The organism is Pseudomonas sp. P1.31 (genome assembly GCF_001269815.1).
Classification (GTDB): Bacteria; Pseudomonadota; Gammaproteobacteria; order Pseudomonadales; family Pseudomonadaceae; genus Aquipseudomonas; species Aquipseudomonas rustica.
Genome location: NZ_LHVN01000036.1, coordinates 1 through 15500 on the forward strand (window position 1 = coordinate 1; position 15500 = coordinate 15500).

Annotated in this window: 15 protein-coding genes; 5 read left to right on the forward strand and 10 right to left on the reverse strand. The window is 57.7% G+C overall.

Annotated elements, in window-relative coordinates:
* Positions 1-543 precede the first annotated feature (543 nt).
* The 6 genes from msrQ to AD669_RS22720 all read right to left on the reverse strand — a co-directional run bounded on the left by msrQ (position 544) and on the right by AD669_RS22720 (position 6532).
* A complete protein-coding gene (gene msrQ / locus AD669_RS22695; RefSeq protein ID WP_053123851.1) occupies positions 544-1167 on the reverse strand; it encodes a protein-methionine-sulfoxide reductase heme-binding subunit MsrQ in 624 nt (207 codons plus the stop codon).
* A complete protein-coding gene (gene msrP, locus AD669_RS22700; RefSeq protein ID WP_053123853.1) occupies positions 1167-2180 on the reverse strand; it encodes a protein-methionine-sulfoxide reductase catalytic subunit MsrP in 1014 nt (337 codons plus the stop codon). The genes msrQ and msrP overlap by 1 nt, the downstream gene beginning before the upstream one ends.
* Before the next feature lie 63 nt (positions 2181-2243).
* Positions 2244-3101, reverse strand: a complete 858-nt coding sequence (pssA, locus tag AD669_RS22705) for a CDP-diacylglycerol--serine O-phosphatidyltransferase (RefSeq protein WP_053123855.1) — start codon at positions 3099-3101, stop codon at positions 2244-2246.
* 147 nt (positions 3102-3248) lie between these two features.
* Positions 3249-4265 carry a ketol-acid reductoisomerase gene (ilvC, locus tag AD669_RS22710; protein ID WP_053123857.1) on the reverse strand — a complete coding sequence of 339 codons (1017 nt, stop codon included), beginning with the start codon at positions 4263-4265 and terminating at the stop codon, positions 3249-3251.
* A 48-nt stretch (positions 4266-4313) separates the two neighbouring features.
* The gene (ilvN, locus tag AD669_RS22715) at positions 4314-4805 is read right to left on the reverse strand and encodes an acetolactate synthase small subunit (RefSeq protein ID WP_003176102.1); all 492 of its coding nucleotides are present in this window, start codon (positions 4803-4805) and stop codon (positions 4314-4316) included.
* 2 nt (positions 4806-4807) lie between these two features.
* Complete coding sequence (locus AD669_RS22720) at positions 4808-6532, reverse strand: acetolactate synthase 3 large subunit (protein ID WP_053124217.1); 1725 nt, start codon at positions 6530-6532, stop codon at positions 4808-4810.
* A 398-nt stretch (positions 6533-6930) separates the two neighbouring features.
* Between AD669_RS22720 and AD669_RS22725 the strand changes: the two genes are divergently transcribed.
* Positions 6931-7347 carry a DUF4124 domain-containing protein gene (locus AD669_RS22725; protein ID WP_053123859.1) on the forward strand — a complete coding sequence of 139 codons (417 nt, stop codon included), beginning with the start codon at positions 6931-6933 and terminating at the stop codon, positions 7345-7347.
* Positions 7348-7504: 157 nt separating this feature from the next.
* Here the strand turns inward: AD669_RS22725 and AD669_RS22730 are convergent, their stop codons facing one another.
* The 3 genes from AD669_RS22730 to mrcB are packed head-to-tail and all read right to left on the reverse strand — an operon-like array spanning position 7505 to position 10930.
* Complete coding sequence (locus AD669_RS22730) at positions 7505-7840, reverse strand: YqcC family protein (RefSeq protein ID WP_053123861.1); 336 nt, start codon at positions 7838-7840, stop codon at positions 7505-7507.
* On the reverse strand, positions 7840-8589 hold the full coding sequence (locus AD669_RS22735; protein WP_053123863.1) for a hypothetical protein: 750 nt from the start codon (positions 8587-8589) through the stop codon (positions 7840-7842). Before AD669_RS22735 ends, AD669_RS22730 begins: the two co-directional genes overlap by 1 nt.
* 16 nt (positions 8590-8605) lie before the next feature.
* Positions 8606-10930 carry a penicillin-binding protein 1B gene (mrcB, locus tag AD669_RS22740; RefSeq protein ID WP_053123865.1) on the reverse strand — a complete coding sequence of 775 codons (2325 nt, stop codon included), beginning with the start codon at positions 10928-10930 and terminating at the stop codon, positions 8606-8608.
* Between the two features lie 117 nt (positions 10931-11047).
* Between mrcB and AD669_RS22745 the strand changes: the two genes are divergently transcribed.
* The 4 genes from AD669_RS22745 to AD669_RS22760 all read left to right on the forward strand — a co-directional run bounded on the left by AD669_RS22745 (position 11048) and on the right by AD669_RS22760 (position 14397).
* The gene (locus AD669_RS22745; protein ID WP_053123866.1) at positions 11048-12604 is read left to right on the forward strand and encodes a bifunctional aminoglycoside phosphotransferase/ATP-binding protein; all 1557 of its coding nucleotides are present in this window, start codon (positions 11048-11050) and stop codon (positions 12602-12604) included.
* 91 nt (positions 12605-12695) lie between these two features.
* Positions 12696-13040: a pentapeptide repeat-containing protein gene (locus AD669_RS22750; RefSeq protein WP_053123868.1), complete on the forward strand. Its 345-nt coding sequence runs from the start codon at positions 12696-12698 to the stop codon at positions 13038-13040.
* Positions 13041-13324: 284 nt separating this feature from the next.
* Positions 13325-13597 carry a TfoX/Sxy family protein gene (locus AD669_RS22755; RefSeq protein WP_053123870.1) on the forward strand — a complete coding sequence of 91 codons (273 nt, stop codon included), beginning with the start codon at positions 13325-13327 and terminating at the stop codon, positions 13595-13597.
* Positions 13598-13602: 5 nt separating this feature from the next.
* Positions 13603-14397, forward strand: a complete 795-nt coding sequence (locus tag AD669_RS22760) for a Crp/Fnr family transcriptional regulator (protein WP_053123872.1) — start codon at positions 13603-13605, stop codon at positions 14395-14397.
* 233 nt (positions 14398-14630) lie between these two features.
* Here AD669_RS22760 and AD669_RS22765 read toward each other — a convergent pair whose 3' ends face one another.
* Positions 14631-15482, reverse strand: a complete 852-nt coding sequence (locus tag AD669_RS22765; RefSeq protein ID WP_053123874.1) for a ChaN family lipoprotein — start codon at positions 15480-15482, stop codon at positions 14631-14633.
* Positions 15483-15500: the final 18 nt, after the last annotated feature.

Sequence of the window (15500 nt, forward strand, 5' to 3'; positions counted from 1 at the left end):
TTGCATGTGTTAGGCCTGCCGCCAGCGTTCAATCTGAGCCATGATCAAACTCTTCAGTTCAAACATCTTTGGGTTTTTAAGAAACCCTAAACTTGGCTCAGCAATCGTTGGTTACATCTTTGATTTCTCGCGGAGTAACTTGTGATGCTGATAATCTTGTTGACTACCAGTCTGACTCCACAAGCACCCACACGAATTGCTTGATTCAGTTGTTAAAGAGCGGCTGGTTAAGATCTTTCGTCTCAACCGAGGCGCGCATTCTACAGCAGCCTCATTTGCTGTCAAGTGATTATTTTCAGAAGTTTTCGAAGAATTCTTCAACAACTTCAACCACTTGCGCTTCAGATCTCTCGTCAGCGGGAGGCGAATTCTACAGCGTTACACGCTGCTGTCAACACCTCTTTTTCAACTTCCTTTTGGCTTCGATGAACTGAAGCACTTGCTGTCGAAAACTGCGCAACTCATTGAATTTCAAGGAGTTTTCCGTTTCGACTGCGCCGGAAGTGGGGCGAATTATAGACGTCTGGGATTTGCCGTCAACCGTTAATTTCGCTTTTCTTGCAAAACCGGCTTTCTGGCCAGCAAACGCGGGATACGCCGCGTCACGGGCGGAATACGCAGTATCAGAAGCACTGCACCTATAAAGGCATAGATCGCCCATTCCTCAAGATCAGCGCGCACGATCCACAGCATATGCAGTAAACCCAAACCCAGAATTACGTACGCCAGGCGATGCAGCTTCTTCCAGCGCGAGCCCAAACGCCGCTGACTGTAGCGATTGGACGTCACCGCCAACGCCAACAATCCTAGAAAACTCAACGCCCCTACTATTATGTAAGGCCGCTTGCGCAACTCGACCGCCAGCTGCGACCAATCAAACCCCAGGATAAACGCCATATAACTGCACAGGTGCAACACCACATAGGCGAAACACCAAAGCCCCAACTGCCGGCGAACCGCAATCCACCCCGCCCAACCGGTGAGTTTCTGCATCGGCGTCATGCTCAGGGTAATCAGCAACAACACCAAGGTTCCCAACCCCAGCCGATCGACCAACACTTTGCCGGGATCAGGGCCGAGCAAATCCTCAAGCGCTTGATACAACCAGAGCATCGGCCAGATCGCTGCCGCAATGAAAACGCCTATACGCCAGAACGGAAAGCGCATCAGTAGTTCTTCCGCAGGTCGAGTCCTGTATATAAGGAAGCGACTTCATCCGAGTAGCCGTTGAACATCTGCGTATCGCGCACGTTCGGTTTGAACAGACTGTTCGGCAAACGTCGCTCGCGCGCCTGCGTCCAGCGTGGGTGATCAACCGTTGGATTCACATTCGCATAAAAACCGTACTCATCCGCCGCAATGCTTTGCCAAGTGGTTTTCGGTTGCTCGCTGACCAGACTGATACGCACGATGGATTTGACGCTCTTGAAGCCATACTTCCACGGCACCACCAAACGCAGGGGCGCGCCGTTCTGATTTGGTAACTCGCGGCCATACATGCCCACCGCCAGAATCGCCAACGGATTCATCGCCTCATCCAGACGCAAGCCTTCTACATACGGCCAGTCGATCAAGGCAAAACCGGAGCGCTGCCCCGGCATGGTTTTGGGATCCTGCAGAGTTTCAAAGCGGATGTACTTGGCATTAGCGTTTGGCTCGACTTGCTTGAGCAACGCCGAGATTGGAAAACCGATCCACGGAATCACCATCGACCACGCCTCTACACAGCGTAGGCGATAGATTCGCTCTTCCAGTTGATACGGTTTCATGAAGTCTTCCAGCGCATATCGCCCCGGCTTACCCACCTCCCCGTCTATCACCACACTCCACGGTTCGGTTTTCAGCGAGCCGGCATTTGCCGCCGGATCCCCCTTGTCGGTGCCGAACTCGTAGAAGTTGTTGTAGTGAGTGGCGTCTTTAAAAGGCGTGATCGCCTCATCCTTGACGTTGACTGCTCCCCATTTAGTAGAGGACAGCTTCTCGTTAAACCAGGCAGGCGCTTTACCGGGTTCGACATCGGCGTACCGAGCGGCATCCTCGGCATTGGCCCAACGCGGCAGGCTACTGACGGCGATACCGGCAGCAGTGGCACCGAGCAATTGGCGGCGCGAGAGATAAATGGATTCAGGCGTGACATCCGACTCGTTGCAGTCAGACGCTTTGGGGATTTTGATCAGCATGACAACTCCGCAGCTTTGGAGGACAGATGCACCCATAGACTGCGGAGTATGCGTGAAATTACATCACTCGGCTTTTTTGTGCCGACGAAGGTGCAACAAGTATTGCACCGGGCCGGATGCTGCATAGGCGAGGAACACCAACAGCAGAATGCGCGGCGGATCGCTGAACACAACGGCAAACACCAGCACCACGGCAAGAATCGCCACGAATGGCACGCGCCCTTTCAAGTCCAGCTCTTTAAAGCTGTTGTACTTGATGTTGCTGACCATCAGCATGCCGGCCGCCGCAACCATCAGCGCAACGAGGAACGACATCTTCGAACCCTGAATGCCGTAATCGCTGAACGCCCAGACGATACCCGCCACCACACCCGCCGCTGCCGGACTGGCCAGACCGATGAAATAGCGCTTGTCTGCCGTGCCGACCTGGGTGTTGAAGCGCGCCAGACGCAATGCCGCGCCCGCGACATAGATGAAGGCGACCATCCAGCCGACCTTGCCCATATCACCCAACGCCCAACCGAACGCCAGCAGCGCCGGTGCGACACCGAACGCGACCATGTCCGACAGCGAGTCGTACTCGGCGCCGAAGGCACTTTGCGTATTGGTCATGCGCGCCACACGACCGTCGAGGCCGTCGAGCACCATGGCGACGAAAATCGCAATTGCGGCAAAGGCGAAATACTTGCTCGCATTGACGGAATCCCCAGCACTCAATGCCGCCTGCGCGCTCATCGAGTTGATGATGGAGTAAAACCCTGCGAACAGGTTCGCAGTGGTGAATAGATTCGGCAGCAGATAGATACCACGATGCCGGACTTTACGACCTTCTGCGTCGTGCCCTTCTTCGATATGTTCATCGATGGGCAGCAGGCTTTCGGCGTCAGAAGCCTTGTTCGGCTCTTCGGGACGTTCGCTCATGGACATTACCTTGCAACGGTTTGGAGAAATTTCGACAGGTGCTTGAGGACGACAGTTCGGCCACAAACGCTGCAGCTTTATACCAGAACCACCGGCTCAAACGAAAAAACGCGGCCGAGGCCGCGTTTTCCGTACAAGAAGGACGACTTAGTTTTTGGCTTTGTCGACGATCTTGTTGGCACCGATCCACGGCATCATGGAGCGCAGTTGCTCGCCGATGATTTCGATACCGTGAGCGGCGTTGTTACGACGCTTGGCGGTCATCGAAGGGTAGCCGGTTGCGCCTTCGCTGATGAACATTTTGGCGTATTCGCCGTCCTGAATACGTTTCAGGGCGTTGCGCATGGCCTGACGGGACTCGGCGTTGATCACTTCCGGGCCAGTCACGTACTCGCCGTATTCGGCGTTGTTGGAGATCGAGTAGTTCATGTTGGCGATGCCGCCTTCGTACATGAGGTCAACGATCAGCTTCAGTTCGTGCAGGCATTCGAAGTAGGCCATTTCCGGCGCGTAGCCAGCTTCAACCAGGGTTTCGAAACCGGCTTTAACCAGCTCAACGGTACCGCCACACAGTACGGCTTGTTCGCCGAACAGGTCGGTTTCGGTCTCGTCCTTGAAGGTGGTTTCGATGATGCCGGTACGACCGCCACCAACGCCAGCAGCGTAGGACAGTGCAACGTTTTTGGCGTTGCCCGAGGCGTCCTGGTAGATCGCGATCAGGTCCGGAATACCGCCGCCTTTCACGAACTCGGAACGTACGGTGTGACCTGGCGCTTTCGGCGCGATCATGATCACGTCGAGGTCGGCACGCGGAACAACCTGGTTGTAGTGAATCGCGAAGCCGTGGGAGAAGGCCAGGGTGGCGCCTTTCTTGATGTTCGGCTCGATTTCATTCTTGTACAGCGACGACTGGAACTCGTCCGGGGTCAGGATCATGACCAGGTCGGCAGCCGCAACAGCGGAAGCAACGTCGGTCACTTTCAGGCCGTGAGCTTCAGCTTTGGCAACAGTGGCCGAACCTTTACGCAGACCAACAGTAACGTCAACGCCGGAATCTTTCAGGTTGCACGCCTGAGCGTGGCCCTGGGAACCGTAACCGATGATGGCAACTTTCTTGCCCTGGATGATCGACAGGTCGCAGTCTTTTTCGTAATAAACTTTCATGAAATTCCCCTATATATCCAGGCCGTTCAGGCCATTCGCTAATTTGGTTTAGATGCTGAGTACTTTGTCGCCGCGGGCAATGCCGGTCACGCCGCTACGGACGGTTTCCAGAATCGATGCGGTGCCGATGGACTGAATGAAGCTGTCGAGCTTGTCGCTGGTACCGGTCAGTTGAACGGTATACACGCTGGCGCTGACGTCGACGATCTGTCCACGGTAAATATCGGTGGTGCGTTTGATCTCGGCGCGCTGGGCGCCAGTGGCCTTGACCTTGACCAGCATCAGTTCGCGCTCGATGTGAGCACTTTCCGACAGGTCCACCAGCTTGACCACTTCGATCAGCTTGTTCAGGTTTTTGGTGATCTGCTCGATGACTTCATCGTGGCCAACGGTGGTCAGCGTCAGACGCGACAGGGTCGGGTCTTCGGTCGGGGCCACGGTCAGGCTTTCGATGTTGTAGTTGCGCTGCGAGAACAGGCCGACTACGCGAGACAAAGCGCCGGGTTCGTTTTCCAGAAGCAAGGAAATAATGTGCCGCATGATTAAGTACGCTCCGTCTTGCTCAGCCACATATCGCGCATGGAGCCGTCTTTGATCTGCATCGGATAGACGTGCTCGCTGGTGTCGACCGAAACATCGATGATCACCAGGCGATCCTTCATGGCGAACGCTTCTGCCATCTTCGACTTCAAATCTTTCGATTCGGTGATGCGTACGCCGACGTGGCCGTAGGCTTCAGCCAGCTTGACGAAGTCAGGCAGCGATTCCATGTAGGAGTGCGAGTGACGGCTGCCGTAGCTCATGTCCTGCCACTGACGAACCATTCCCAGAACACCGTTGTTCAGGATGACGATTTTCACTGGCAAGCCGTATTGCAGGCAGGTCGACAGTTCCTGGATGTTCATCTGGATGCTGCCTTCGCCGGTCACGCAGGCAACGTCGTCATCCGGGAAGCTCAACTTGATGCCCATGGCCGCCGGGAAACCGAAGCCCATGGTGCCCAGACCACCGGAGTTGATCCAGCGATTCGGCTTGTTGAACGTGTAGTACTGCGCCGCGAACATCTGGTGCTGGCCCACGTCGGAAGTGATAAAGGCATCGCCCTTGGTCACTTCGCAGAGGGTTTCGATCACAGTTTGTGGCTTGATCAGGCTGCCGTCGCCCTTTTCATAAGGGAACAGGCCGCGATCACCGCGCCATTCATCAACCTGCTTCCACCAACTGGCCACGGACTCCTTGTTCGGGGTCTCGCCGATTTCCTTGAGGATCGCGACCATTTCGGTCAGGACGCTCTCAACCGGACCAACAATAGGCACGTCGGCCTTGATGGTCTTGGAAATCGAAGCCGGGTCGATGTCGATATGGATGATCTTGGCGTTCGGGCAGAACTTCGCCGGGCCGTTGATCACGCGATCGTCGAAACGCGCGCCGACCGCGAGGATCACGTCAGCATGGTGCATCGCCAGGTTGGCGGTGTAGCTGCCGTGCATGCCGAGCATGCCGATGAACTGCCGATCAGTCCCCGGGAAACCGCCCAGGCCCATCAGTGTGTTGGTCACTGGCAGGTTGAGCATTTTCGCCAGTTCGGTCAGCGGTGCGGAACCGTTGCCGAGGATCACGCCGCCACCGGAATAAAGCACTGGGCGCTTGGCCGCGAGGAGCATTTCGGCTGCCTTGCGGATTTGTCCGGAGTGACCGCGAACGGCCGGGCTGTAGGAACGCAGCTTGGCTTTCTTGGGGAAGATGTATTCGAATTTCTCGGCCGGGTTGGTCATGTCTTTCGGGATATCGACCACGACCGGGCCCGGACGACCGGATTGCGCCAGGTAAAAGGCCTTCTTCATGACTTCCGGGATTTCCGAAGCGTGCTTGATCATGAAGCTGTGCTTCACGATCGGCCGGGAGATACCGATCATGTCGGTTTCCTGGAACGCGTCGGTGCCGACCATGGTGCTTGGCACCTGACCGGAAATGATCACCATTGGAATCGAGTCCATATAGGCCGTGGCGATACCGGTGATGGCGTTTGTGGCGCCTGGACCGGAAGTCACCAATACCACGCCGGCTTTACCGGTGGCACGGGCGTAGCCGTCAGCCATATGGGTTGCCGCTTGTTCGTGACGAACCAGGATGTGATTCACTTCCGGTTCTTTGAACAGGGCATCGTAAACATGCAGGAGAGCACCACCCGGGTACCCGTAGATATATTTGACGCCTTCGTCACGCAAAAAGCGGACGAGCATCTCACCGCCAGATAAAAGCTCCACGTTGTTCACCTCTAAAACGCCAGAATACCGTCCACAAAAAAGGGGCGGGTCTTAATAGGTTTACTTCTCGGCAGAGCATGAGCGACGGTGGTCGCCGACTACGTCAGCACTGACTGAGCAAGTATTGGGATCGTCCCAGTGTTGCGGGCCTTTCCCACCCAGCGCGAGGTAACGCGTTGCGGGTGTAACAGGTCGGCGCGGATGTGCGCCTCATGATCTACCGAGTGGGTCTGCTTCTGGCAGTCCCTCTACAGCGGACTTTGGATTCTTCTGTTTCGCCCTCTCCAAGTCAAGCTGTCTATGTCACTAATTGTGGGTAAGCACATGAGAACGCAAGAAAAAACCTGAAAACCGCTACTCTGTTAGCGTCAATTGCGCAATTTTGCCAAGGAATCAGCATGCGAACGCTCCTCCTCACCCTGCTGATCGGCCTCAGCCCCTGGTGCATGGCCGCTCAGATCTACAAATGGGTCGACGCCCAAGGTGTCACGCATTTCGATGCGCAGCCGCCAGCGGGCCAGCCATCCACCACGCTACAGACGCCCTCCTCGCCCCCGCCCAAACCGGCGCCAATGCCGGGCAGCGGCGTGCTCGGCGATCAGAAGGCGATTGATGACCAGGTGAAGAAACAGGTCGCGGATCAGCAGGCGCAGCTCAAGCAGTTTTGTCAGCAGGCACGGACGAACCTTGCGCAGTTGCAGAACAATCCGCGTTTGAGGGAGGAAGTGGAGGGACAGATGCGACGGCTGGATGATGCGCAGCGTCAGGAACGCATCGCTGAGGCGCAGAAGCAGATTGCACAGAATTGTGAATAGATATGTGTAGGAGCTGCCGAAGGCTGCGATCTTTTGATGTTGTTTTTAAAACAGGATCAAAAGATCGCAGCCTTCGGCAGCTCCTACAGTTTCCGGTGTACACGCCGACAGGATCGGGGTTGCCGGGAAACGTGTCCGCCCCGAAAAGGATCGGGGGTTAACGTGAGGCGGTGATCAGCAGGTCAAACTCTTTGAGCAGCACCTGCAACTGACGATCCTTGCCACCCAGGTTGCGCTGGGCGAAGACCATCTCGGCCATTTCCTGAATGCCCGAGGCATTCGGCAGTGGCAGATCCTGCTCGAGGATCATTTTCATGCGCGGCAGGAAGATCCATTGCAGCCATTGTTCGAAGTCCAGCGTATCGACCGAAAACGGTTCGACACTGCTCAAGGCTTCTGCCGACGGCTGCACCTCATCCCACCAGCCCTGTGTGCGCAGTTCGCGCTCGATCAGCAACAGCTGATCGGCGATTTTCGGGAACCGTGCATCCATCACAGCGAAACCTTGGCCTTCTGACGGGCCTGAGCGGCGCCGGCGGAATCGCCTTGTTTCTCACGGGACTGCGCGATCAATTCCCACAGGCTCGCCTGCAGATCCGGACGACCGTTGGCCATGGTCAACGCGCGACGGGCGAACTGCTCGGCTTGCGGTGCATCGCCTTGAGCCATGCGTACCTGCGCGAGGCGATAAAGCACTTGCGGCTCACGCGGCGCGACACGTTGCGCACGCTCGAGGCTGGAAGACGCACCGTTGAGGTCGCCACCGGCCTGTTGCTGTTGCGCAGTGGTCAGCAAGGCGAGCACCGGACCATCCAGTTGCTCGTCAGCCGACAAACCGCCGCCGCTGCTGGCCGAAGGAATCCCGCTCGGCGTCGACGGCATGTTGTAGGTGCCGGTATTGACCGGCGCCGACTCGACTGGCGCAGGGTTGTAAGGCCCCGCCGTGATACCGCCGGACGCCGGGCCCGGCACGATTGGCGAAGAGCTGATCGGCGTCGACACGGCAGCGCCGCCACCCGGCACCATCACCACCACGCCGGTATCACCCTGCGGAATGGCCTGAGTCTGGCCCTGCGCAGGACGCTTCACCGTGGTTTGACGGAAACCGCCATTGGCCGAAATACGTTCGCTGTTGGACACCGCAGTCCCGGAATCAACCACCGGAATCGAACCACGCTGTACGGTAGAGCAGCCGCTGAGCAAAGCCACGGCGGTCACCGCTGGAATCAACCACTTGTTCACTTGAAACCCTCTTTGCTTAATTCATCCAGCCCTTGACCCAATCCATCACCGACTCGCCGGAAGCAGGCGTTTCGCTTGCGCACGCGGCGCCGGGTGGTGGTTCGCTGCCGCGAATATACGGCATCTGCACCGCGCCCGGGCAGTTGGCATCGGAGCCTTGTCCGGTGCGCGAATCCACCCATGCCTGAACGATGTTGTCCGGTTGCGGCATGTCCAGCGGCAGCGGGTCGGCCTTGCGCATGAAACTGGTCCAGACCTGCAACGCACCGGTGGCACCGGTGAACGGCGTCTTGCCGTTATCGTCGCGACCCAGCCAGACCACAGCCAGCAAGTCCTGACTGAAACCGGCGAACCAGCTGTCCCGCGAATCGTTACTGGTACCGGTCTTGCCGGCCAGCGTCAGGGTTTTCGGCAAGACGTTGTAAACCGAGCTACCGGTACCTTCACGCATCACGCGCTGCATGGCGTTCTGGATCAGGTAAATCGACGCCGGATCGAAACGCTGCTCGATCTGGAACGGATAACGCTTGAGCGGTTCGCCCTCGGCGGTCAATACGCTGCGAATCCCGCGCATCGGCGTGTTGAAACCACCATTGGCGAGGGTCTGGTACATGGTTGCCACTTCGATCGGGGTCATGCCGCCGGCACCCAGCAACATCGACGGGAACGCCGGGAACTCACGGGTTACGCCGAGGCGCCCGAGGGTTTTCAGCACGTTCGGCACACCGACTTCCAGACCCAGACGCGAGGTCGACAGGTTGTAGGAATGCGCCAGACCTTGATAGAGGAACACCGTGCCGTGGGAGCGACGATCGTAGTTCTGCGGTTTCCACACCTGACCGTCCGCGCCTTTGACCGACAACGGGTCATCCGACAGCCAACTGGTCAGCGTGTACTTGCTCGGTTTTTCCAGCGCGGTCAGGTACACCGCCGGTTTGATCAACGAACCCACCGGCCGCACAGCATCGAGCGCGCGGTTGAAGCCTGCGTAACTGGCCTGACGGCTGCCGATCATCGCCTGCACTTCGCCGGTTTCCGGGTTGGTCACGACCATCGCCGCTTCGACATCGTCGGAGCCTTTGCGCCCGGACAGACGTTTGAAAGTGTCGTTGACCGAGGCTTCCGCCTTCATCTGCAGAATCGGGTCGAAGCTGGTGAAGATGCGCAGGCCTTCTTCGGTCAAGTCTTCGTCGCGATAGTCTTCACGCAACTGACGTTTGACCAGATCGATAAAGCCCGGGAAGGAACTGTCGGCGAGTTTGCCGCGGGTGGTCACACCCAGTGGCATTTTCTTCGCCGCTGCGACTTGCTCGGCGGTCGCCACACCTTGTTGCTCAAGCACGTCGAGCACCAGGTTACGACGCTCCAGCGCACGCTCCGGGTTACGACGCGGGTTGTAGTAGGACGGGCCTTTGACCATGCCGACCAGCAGCGCAACCTGATGCAGCTTCAGCTCGGACAATGGCTGGCCGAAGAAGAACTGGCTGGCCAGACCGAAACCGTGCACCGCACGCTGACCGTCCTGACCGACAAAGACTTCGTTGAGGTAGGCCTCAAGAATTTCTTTTTTGTCGTAATGCAGCTCCAGCAGCATCGCCATCATCGCTTCGGTGAGCTTGCGGGTCAGACTGCGTTCGCTGGTCAGGTAGAAGTTTTTTACCAACTGCTGGGTCAGCGTACTGCCGCCCTGAGTCATTTTGCCGCCCGAGGTGTTGACCCAGACAGCGCGGGCAATCGACTTCGGCGACACGCCCCAGTGGCTGTAGAAATCGCGGTCTTCGACAGCCACCAGGGTTTCGAGCAGGTACGGCGGCACTTGATCAAGTTTGATCAGTATGCGGTCTTCGAGATTTTTCGGATAAATGCCGCCGATCATCAGCGGTTCAAGACGCACCACGGACAACTTGGAACCGTTGGTCGCCGACAACTCGGCGACGTAATCGCCGGAGAAGCGCACGCGCACGGGTTGCGGTTTTTCCAGGCCTTCGTAGAACTGGAAGCCACGAGTGTTCAGATCAACCGTGTTGCCGTTGACCGCAGCAGCACCGGGGCCGTTGCTCACGGCTTCGCGGCGATAGCCGAGGGCATCGAGTTCAGTGAGGAAATCGTCCTTGCTGAGCTTCTGTCCGACGAACAGCTCAAGCGGGCGCGCGTAAACCTTGGCCGGGATGGTCCAGCGCTTGCCGGAGAACTTCTCCTGCACCACGGCATCGAGGTAAACGGCGAAGCCGGCCAGCACGACAAGGCCGACCAGACTGAGTTTAATGGCCCAGCTCAACCACGGGCCAAGGCCCTTGGAAGGTGGTTTTTTCTTGGTACGGGGAGATCGAGTTCGAGTCATGGCGGCGGATTATACGCACTTTATTCATCCTCAACAGGAGCGCTCCGAGGTTTGCGTCAGGCTGGCGAGCGGCCATAATAGCCGCCTCGAATTTCCCCCCTCTCTGAAGGATCGCCCGTGAGCCAGTCACTGATCGCTGCCCTGCAAAACCCGGCCCTCTACCCGCACCCTGTCGAAGGGTTTCAGGTCATCGAAACGCACATCTCGTGGGTAATCCTCACCGGCCCGTTTGCTTATAAAGTGAAGAAGCCCGTGAATTTCGGCTTCCTCGACTTCACCGGCCTCGAATCGCGCGCGCACTTTTGCGCCGAAGAACTGCGCCTGAACCAGCGACTGACCGATGATTTGTATCTGGAAGTGTTGCCAGTCACCGGTAGCGTCGAAGCACCGCAACTGGGCGGTGACGGCCCGGCCATCGAATACCTGCTGAAAATGCGCCAGTTCCCGCAGACCGGTATGCTCAGCACCCTGCAAGCGAATGGCGAGCTGACCACCCAGCACATTGATGAGATGGCGCAGCAGATCGCGCACTTCCACCTCAGCGCGCCAAAAGTCCCGGCCGAACACGATGCTGGCACCCCGGAAAGCGTGATGGCGCCGGTGTCGCAAAACTTCGAACAAATCCTGCCGTTCCTCAGCGACAAAAATGACCTGCTGCAACTCGACGCGCTGAAAGCCTGGGCCGAAAGCAGCTTCGAGCGCCTCAAGCCGCTGTTCACCCAGCGCAAGGCCGACGGTTTCACCCGTGAATGTCACGGTGACATCCACCTCGGCAACGCTACCGTCATCGACGGCAAAGTGGTGATCTTCGACTGCATCGAATTCAACGAGCCTTTCCGTTTCACTGACGTCTGGGCCGACACCGGTTTCCTCGCGATGGACCTGGAAGACCGTGGCCTGAAATCCCTCGCGCGCCGCTTCATCAGCCAGTACCTGGAGCTGACCGGCGATTACCAGGGTCTGGAAGTGCTGAACTTCTATAAAGCCTACCGTGCAATGGTTCGCGCAAAAGTGGCGCTGTTCAGCATGCCGGCCGACGCGACTCCGGTCCAGCGCGCGACCACCCTGCGTCAGTACCGCAACTACGCCAACCTTGCGGAAAGTTACAGCACCATTCCTTCGCGTTTCATGGCCATCACTCACGGCGTTTCTGCTGTCGGCAAGAGCCACGTGGCCATGCGTCTGGTTGAAGCACTGGGCGCCATTCGCCTGCGTTCCGACGTTGAGCGCAAGCGCCTGTTCGGCGAGCAAACCGTTGCCAATGATGTACAGGCCGGCATTTATAGCGCCGACGCCAGCACCGCGACTTACGCGCGTCTGCATGAAATCGCTGAAGTGATCCTGCACGCCGGTTTCCCGGTGGTTATCGACGCGACTTACCTCAAGCGCGAACAACGCGACAACGCGGCAAAAATTGCTGAAGCCACTGGCACGCCGTTCCTGATCCTCGACTGCAACGCGCCGCAAGCGGTGATCGAGAGCTGGCTGGCGATTCGTCAGGCCGACAAACAGGATCCGTCCGACGCCACGCTGGCTGTGATTGAAGCGCAACAAGCCAATCGTGAAGCGCTGACGCCGGAAGAAATTCTGCGCAGCAAACGCGTGCAAACCAACGAATCCGGCACCCTTGACACCGTGGTTGCACAGATCCGTCAGCGCCTGCCAGGTCTGTAAGAAACTATTTCGGCCGTGAAGCCCTCGCTTGCTTCACGGCCGTCAAATAGTGGCACTATACTGGCGTCATAAAACCAACAGGTGATGTGACATGAGCCAGCCGAAACTTCTCGACACCCCGCTGTATGCCTTGCTGCATAAAGACGACATCACTGGTTTCAACAAGGAACGCCCGCAGGACGGCCCGATCGACATGGTCGGCGGCGATTTTCGCGGTCTCGATCTGCGCGAGCTGAATGCCGATGGCGTGGATTTCCGTGACGCGTATTTCCGTTCTGCTGATTTGCGCGGGATTGATTTCCGTAATGCATCGCTTGAAGGGGCGAGCCTCGCTCACGCGCAGATTTCCGGGGCGTATTTCCCGGCGGAGTTGAGTGCGGACGAGATTTTGATGTCGATGAATTTTGGTACGCGTTTGCGCTATCGCACTCGCTGACATACTCATCAGTCCCTGACACAGCACATTTCCTGTAGGAGTGAGCCTGCTCGCGATAGCGGTTCAATATTCAACAAATGTGCTGTCTGGATGTCCGTCATCGCGAGCAGGCTCACTCCTACTTTTATGTGTTTTCCCCTCCTTTCTGCGTTCGCAGGCCTTTCAAGCGCCCTTTCTTAGAAGCTTTTGCGTCGAATCCGACCAAACAACCACGCTTTTCCTACTGATGGCTACACTCCTGAGAAGCTCGCCCACGCACCGTTCGGCCGTCGCAAGGAGGCTTGATGAATGATGAACTGCAACACCTGAAGAATCTTGGCAAGACGTCGGCGCAATGGCTGCATGCTGTGGGCATCCACAGCGCCTCGGACTTGCGTCGCCTGGGCGCGGTGGACGCCTACCGGGCCGTGCGTACCCGCGGGTTTCGCGCATCGAAGGTGTTGTTGTATGCGATCGAAGGCGCGCTGATGGACGTGCACTGGAACGACATTCCCGCCGAGCGCAAAGACGCGTTGAACAAGCAGCTCGACGCCATCTCCGCGCGCCACAAGAACTGACCGCTATGTATTTGCTGGGGGAACAATCGGCGCCAGTGGATGCGCTGATCAATCGCTTGCAGAGTCTGCCCGCGCAATGGCTGCAAGGCCTTGAGCCGTGCGGTTTGGAGATTGAAGTCGAGGCGACTGAGGATTTGCTGGGGCAACTGCCGAGTGATCAGCTGTTTCTGCTCAGCGAGGGCGTGATCAGCGGAAGTATCGCTGGTCGAGCCCTGTTCTATTGGCAGGAAGGCGACTTGATCGGTCTGCAACGTGGCGAAGCCTGGATGGATTGCCGCTTGAGCAGTGACGGCGCACTGCGTCTTCTGCCTTATCGGCGCCGTGATCTGTTTCAGCATTTGTATGCAGAGCCCGCTCGGGCCGAGCAATTTCTCGAATACCTGCTGGGGCACACCGCGATACTGGCCCACGCCGTAGCAGAACTGAAGCCGCGCGAGTTTCGTAGCACCAATGGTTTCAAACGGGTCGACGCTGGCGAAATCCTGATTCAACAAGGTGACGCCGCTGATCATGTTTTCGTGATCATCGACGGGCACGCCGAAGCGTTTGTTGATGGGCAGAAAGTCGGCGAAGTACCCAGGGATGAAATTTTCGGCGCGATGGCGGTGTTCACCCGCGAGCCGCGCAACGCCACGGTGATCGCCCGCGAACCGAGTACCATCATGCTGATCCCCGGTGATCAATTTTTGAGCATGACCCGCAGCAATCCAAAGATCGCCCACAGCCTGATCGAGAGCATGGCGCGGCGCATCGGCCAGCTCAACAGCCGGATCACACAATTGACGTCGACCAACGGTTAACGCTCAAGCCCTTTGTTTGCGGGGCGTTCCGGCCATTTCTCAGACTAAATCAAATAAATCCGGAATCAGGTGTTGACTCGGTAATGAGAATCGCTATGATTATCACAACTGGTCGCGAGATCAGTCGATATTCTGAAAAGCCCTTGGTTCGGACTCTCAGATTATCTCCTCATCAGGCTAATCACGGTTATTTGACCCGGTTTTTACCGGGTCTTTTTTTGCCCGTGGAAAAGTCATTTGCCGAACTGTTTGCGCATTTGCTCGCAGTAATCCTGCTTCGGCGTGACGGCGGTGAACCAGACGTAATCGGCCATTGCCGCAGTCGCCTCACTGCCCTGCTCTGCCAACATCAAAACCGTCGGTGCCTCAGTGGCGCCCAAATCCTCGACATGCACCGGCACACCGACATCCTTGCGCGCATGCCAGGCACCGGCCAGCAACAGCGAAGGCGTCGATGCCGCCAGCAAACGCTCAGCCATACGCCGATCACGCTGTTGCTGCACCGCCAGCATGGCTGGCATTTGAGATTCCGGAAGCAGGCCACAGTGCGAATCACCGATCTGCTCAAGCAATGTGCTTTTTACCGAGGCGGCATTGCTACGCTCACCCTTCAAAACCGGCGGATTGCGGTAGAAGGTGCGGATTTCGGCGGTGTCCAGATTCGCCGCCAGCAGCGGATACGGTTGCGTGAGCGCGAAACGAACGATCGGCCCGTAGAGATTCCAGTCCCAACCGTCCTGCCAGGCCAATGCAGCAGGAAGATCAGCAGGAGGCGTAGCGGCATGGCGCACTTGATCAACTTTAGATTGCTGCTCCGGCGTGAGCATTTCCAGCAACAGACTGCCCTGCGGCCGTTGCTCGCCGAGTGCCTGCAATAACCACAACTGCACCGCGTGATGATCGGCATTGTCATGTTGCTCGCCGACGATCACACGCTCAGGCTCGGCCAGTCGCATCAGCAATTGCTGCGCTGTCAGCACCTCACCGTTGCGCAGATCACGAATTTCTCCAGCGGGCGGCGGCGCCACAGCCACATGCTGACACCCCGCCAACCACAACACCGCCAACAACCAGATTGCGCGCATGCCTTCACCTCGATGAAA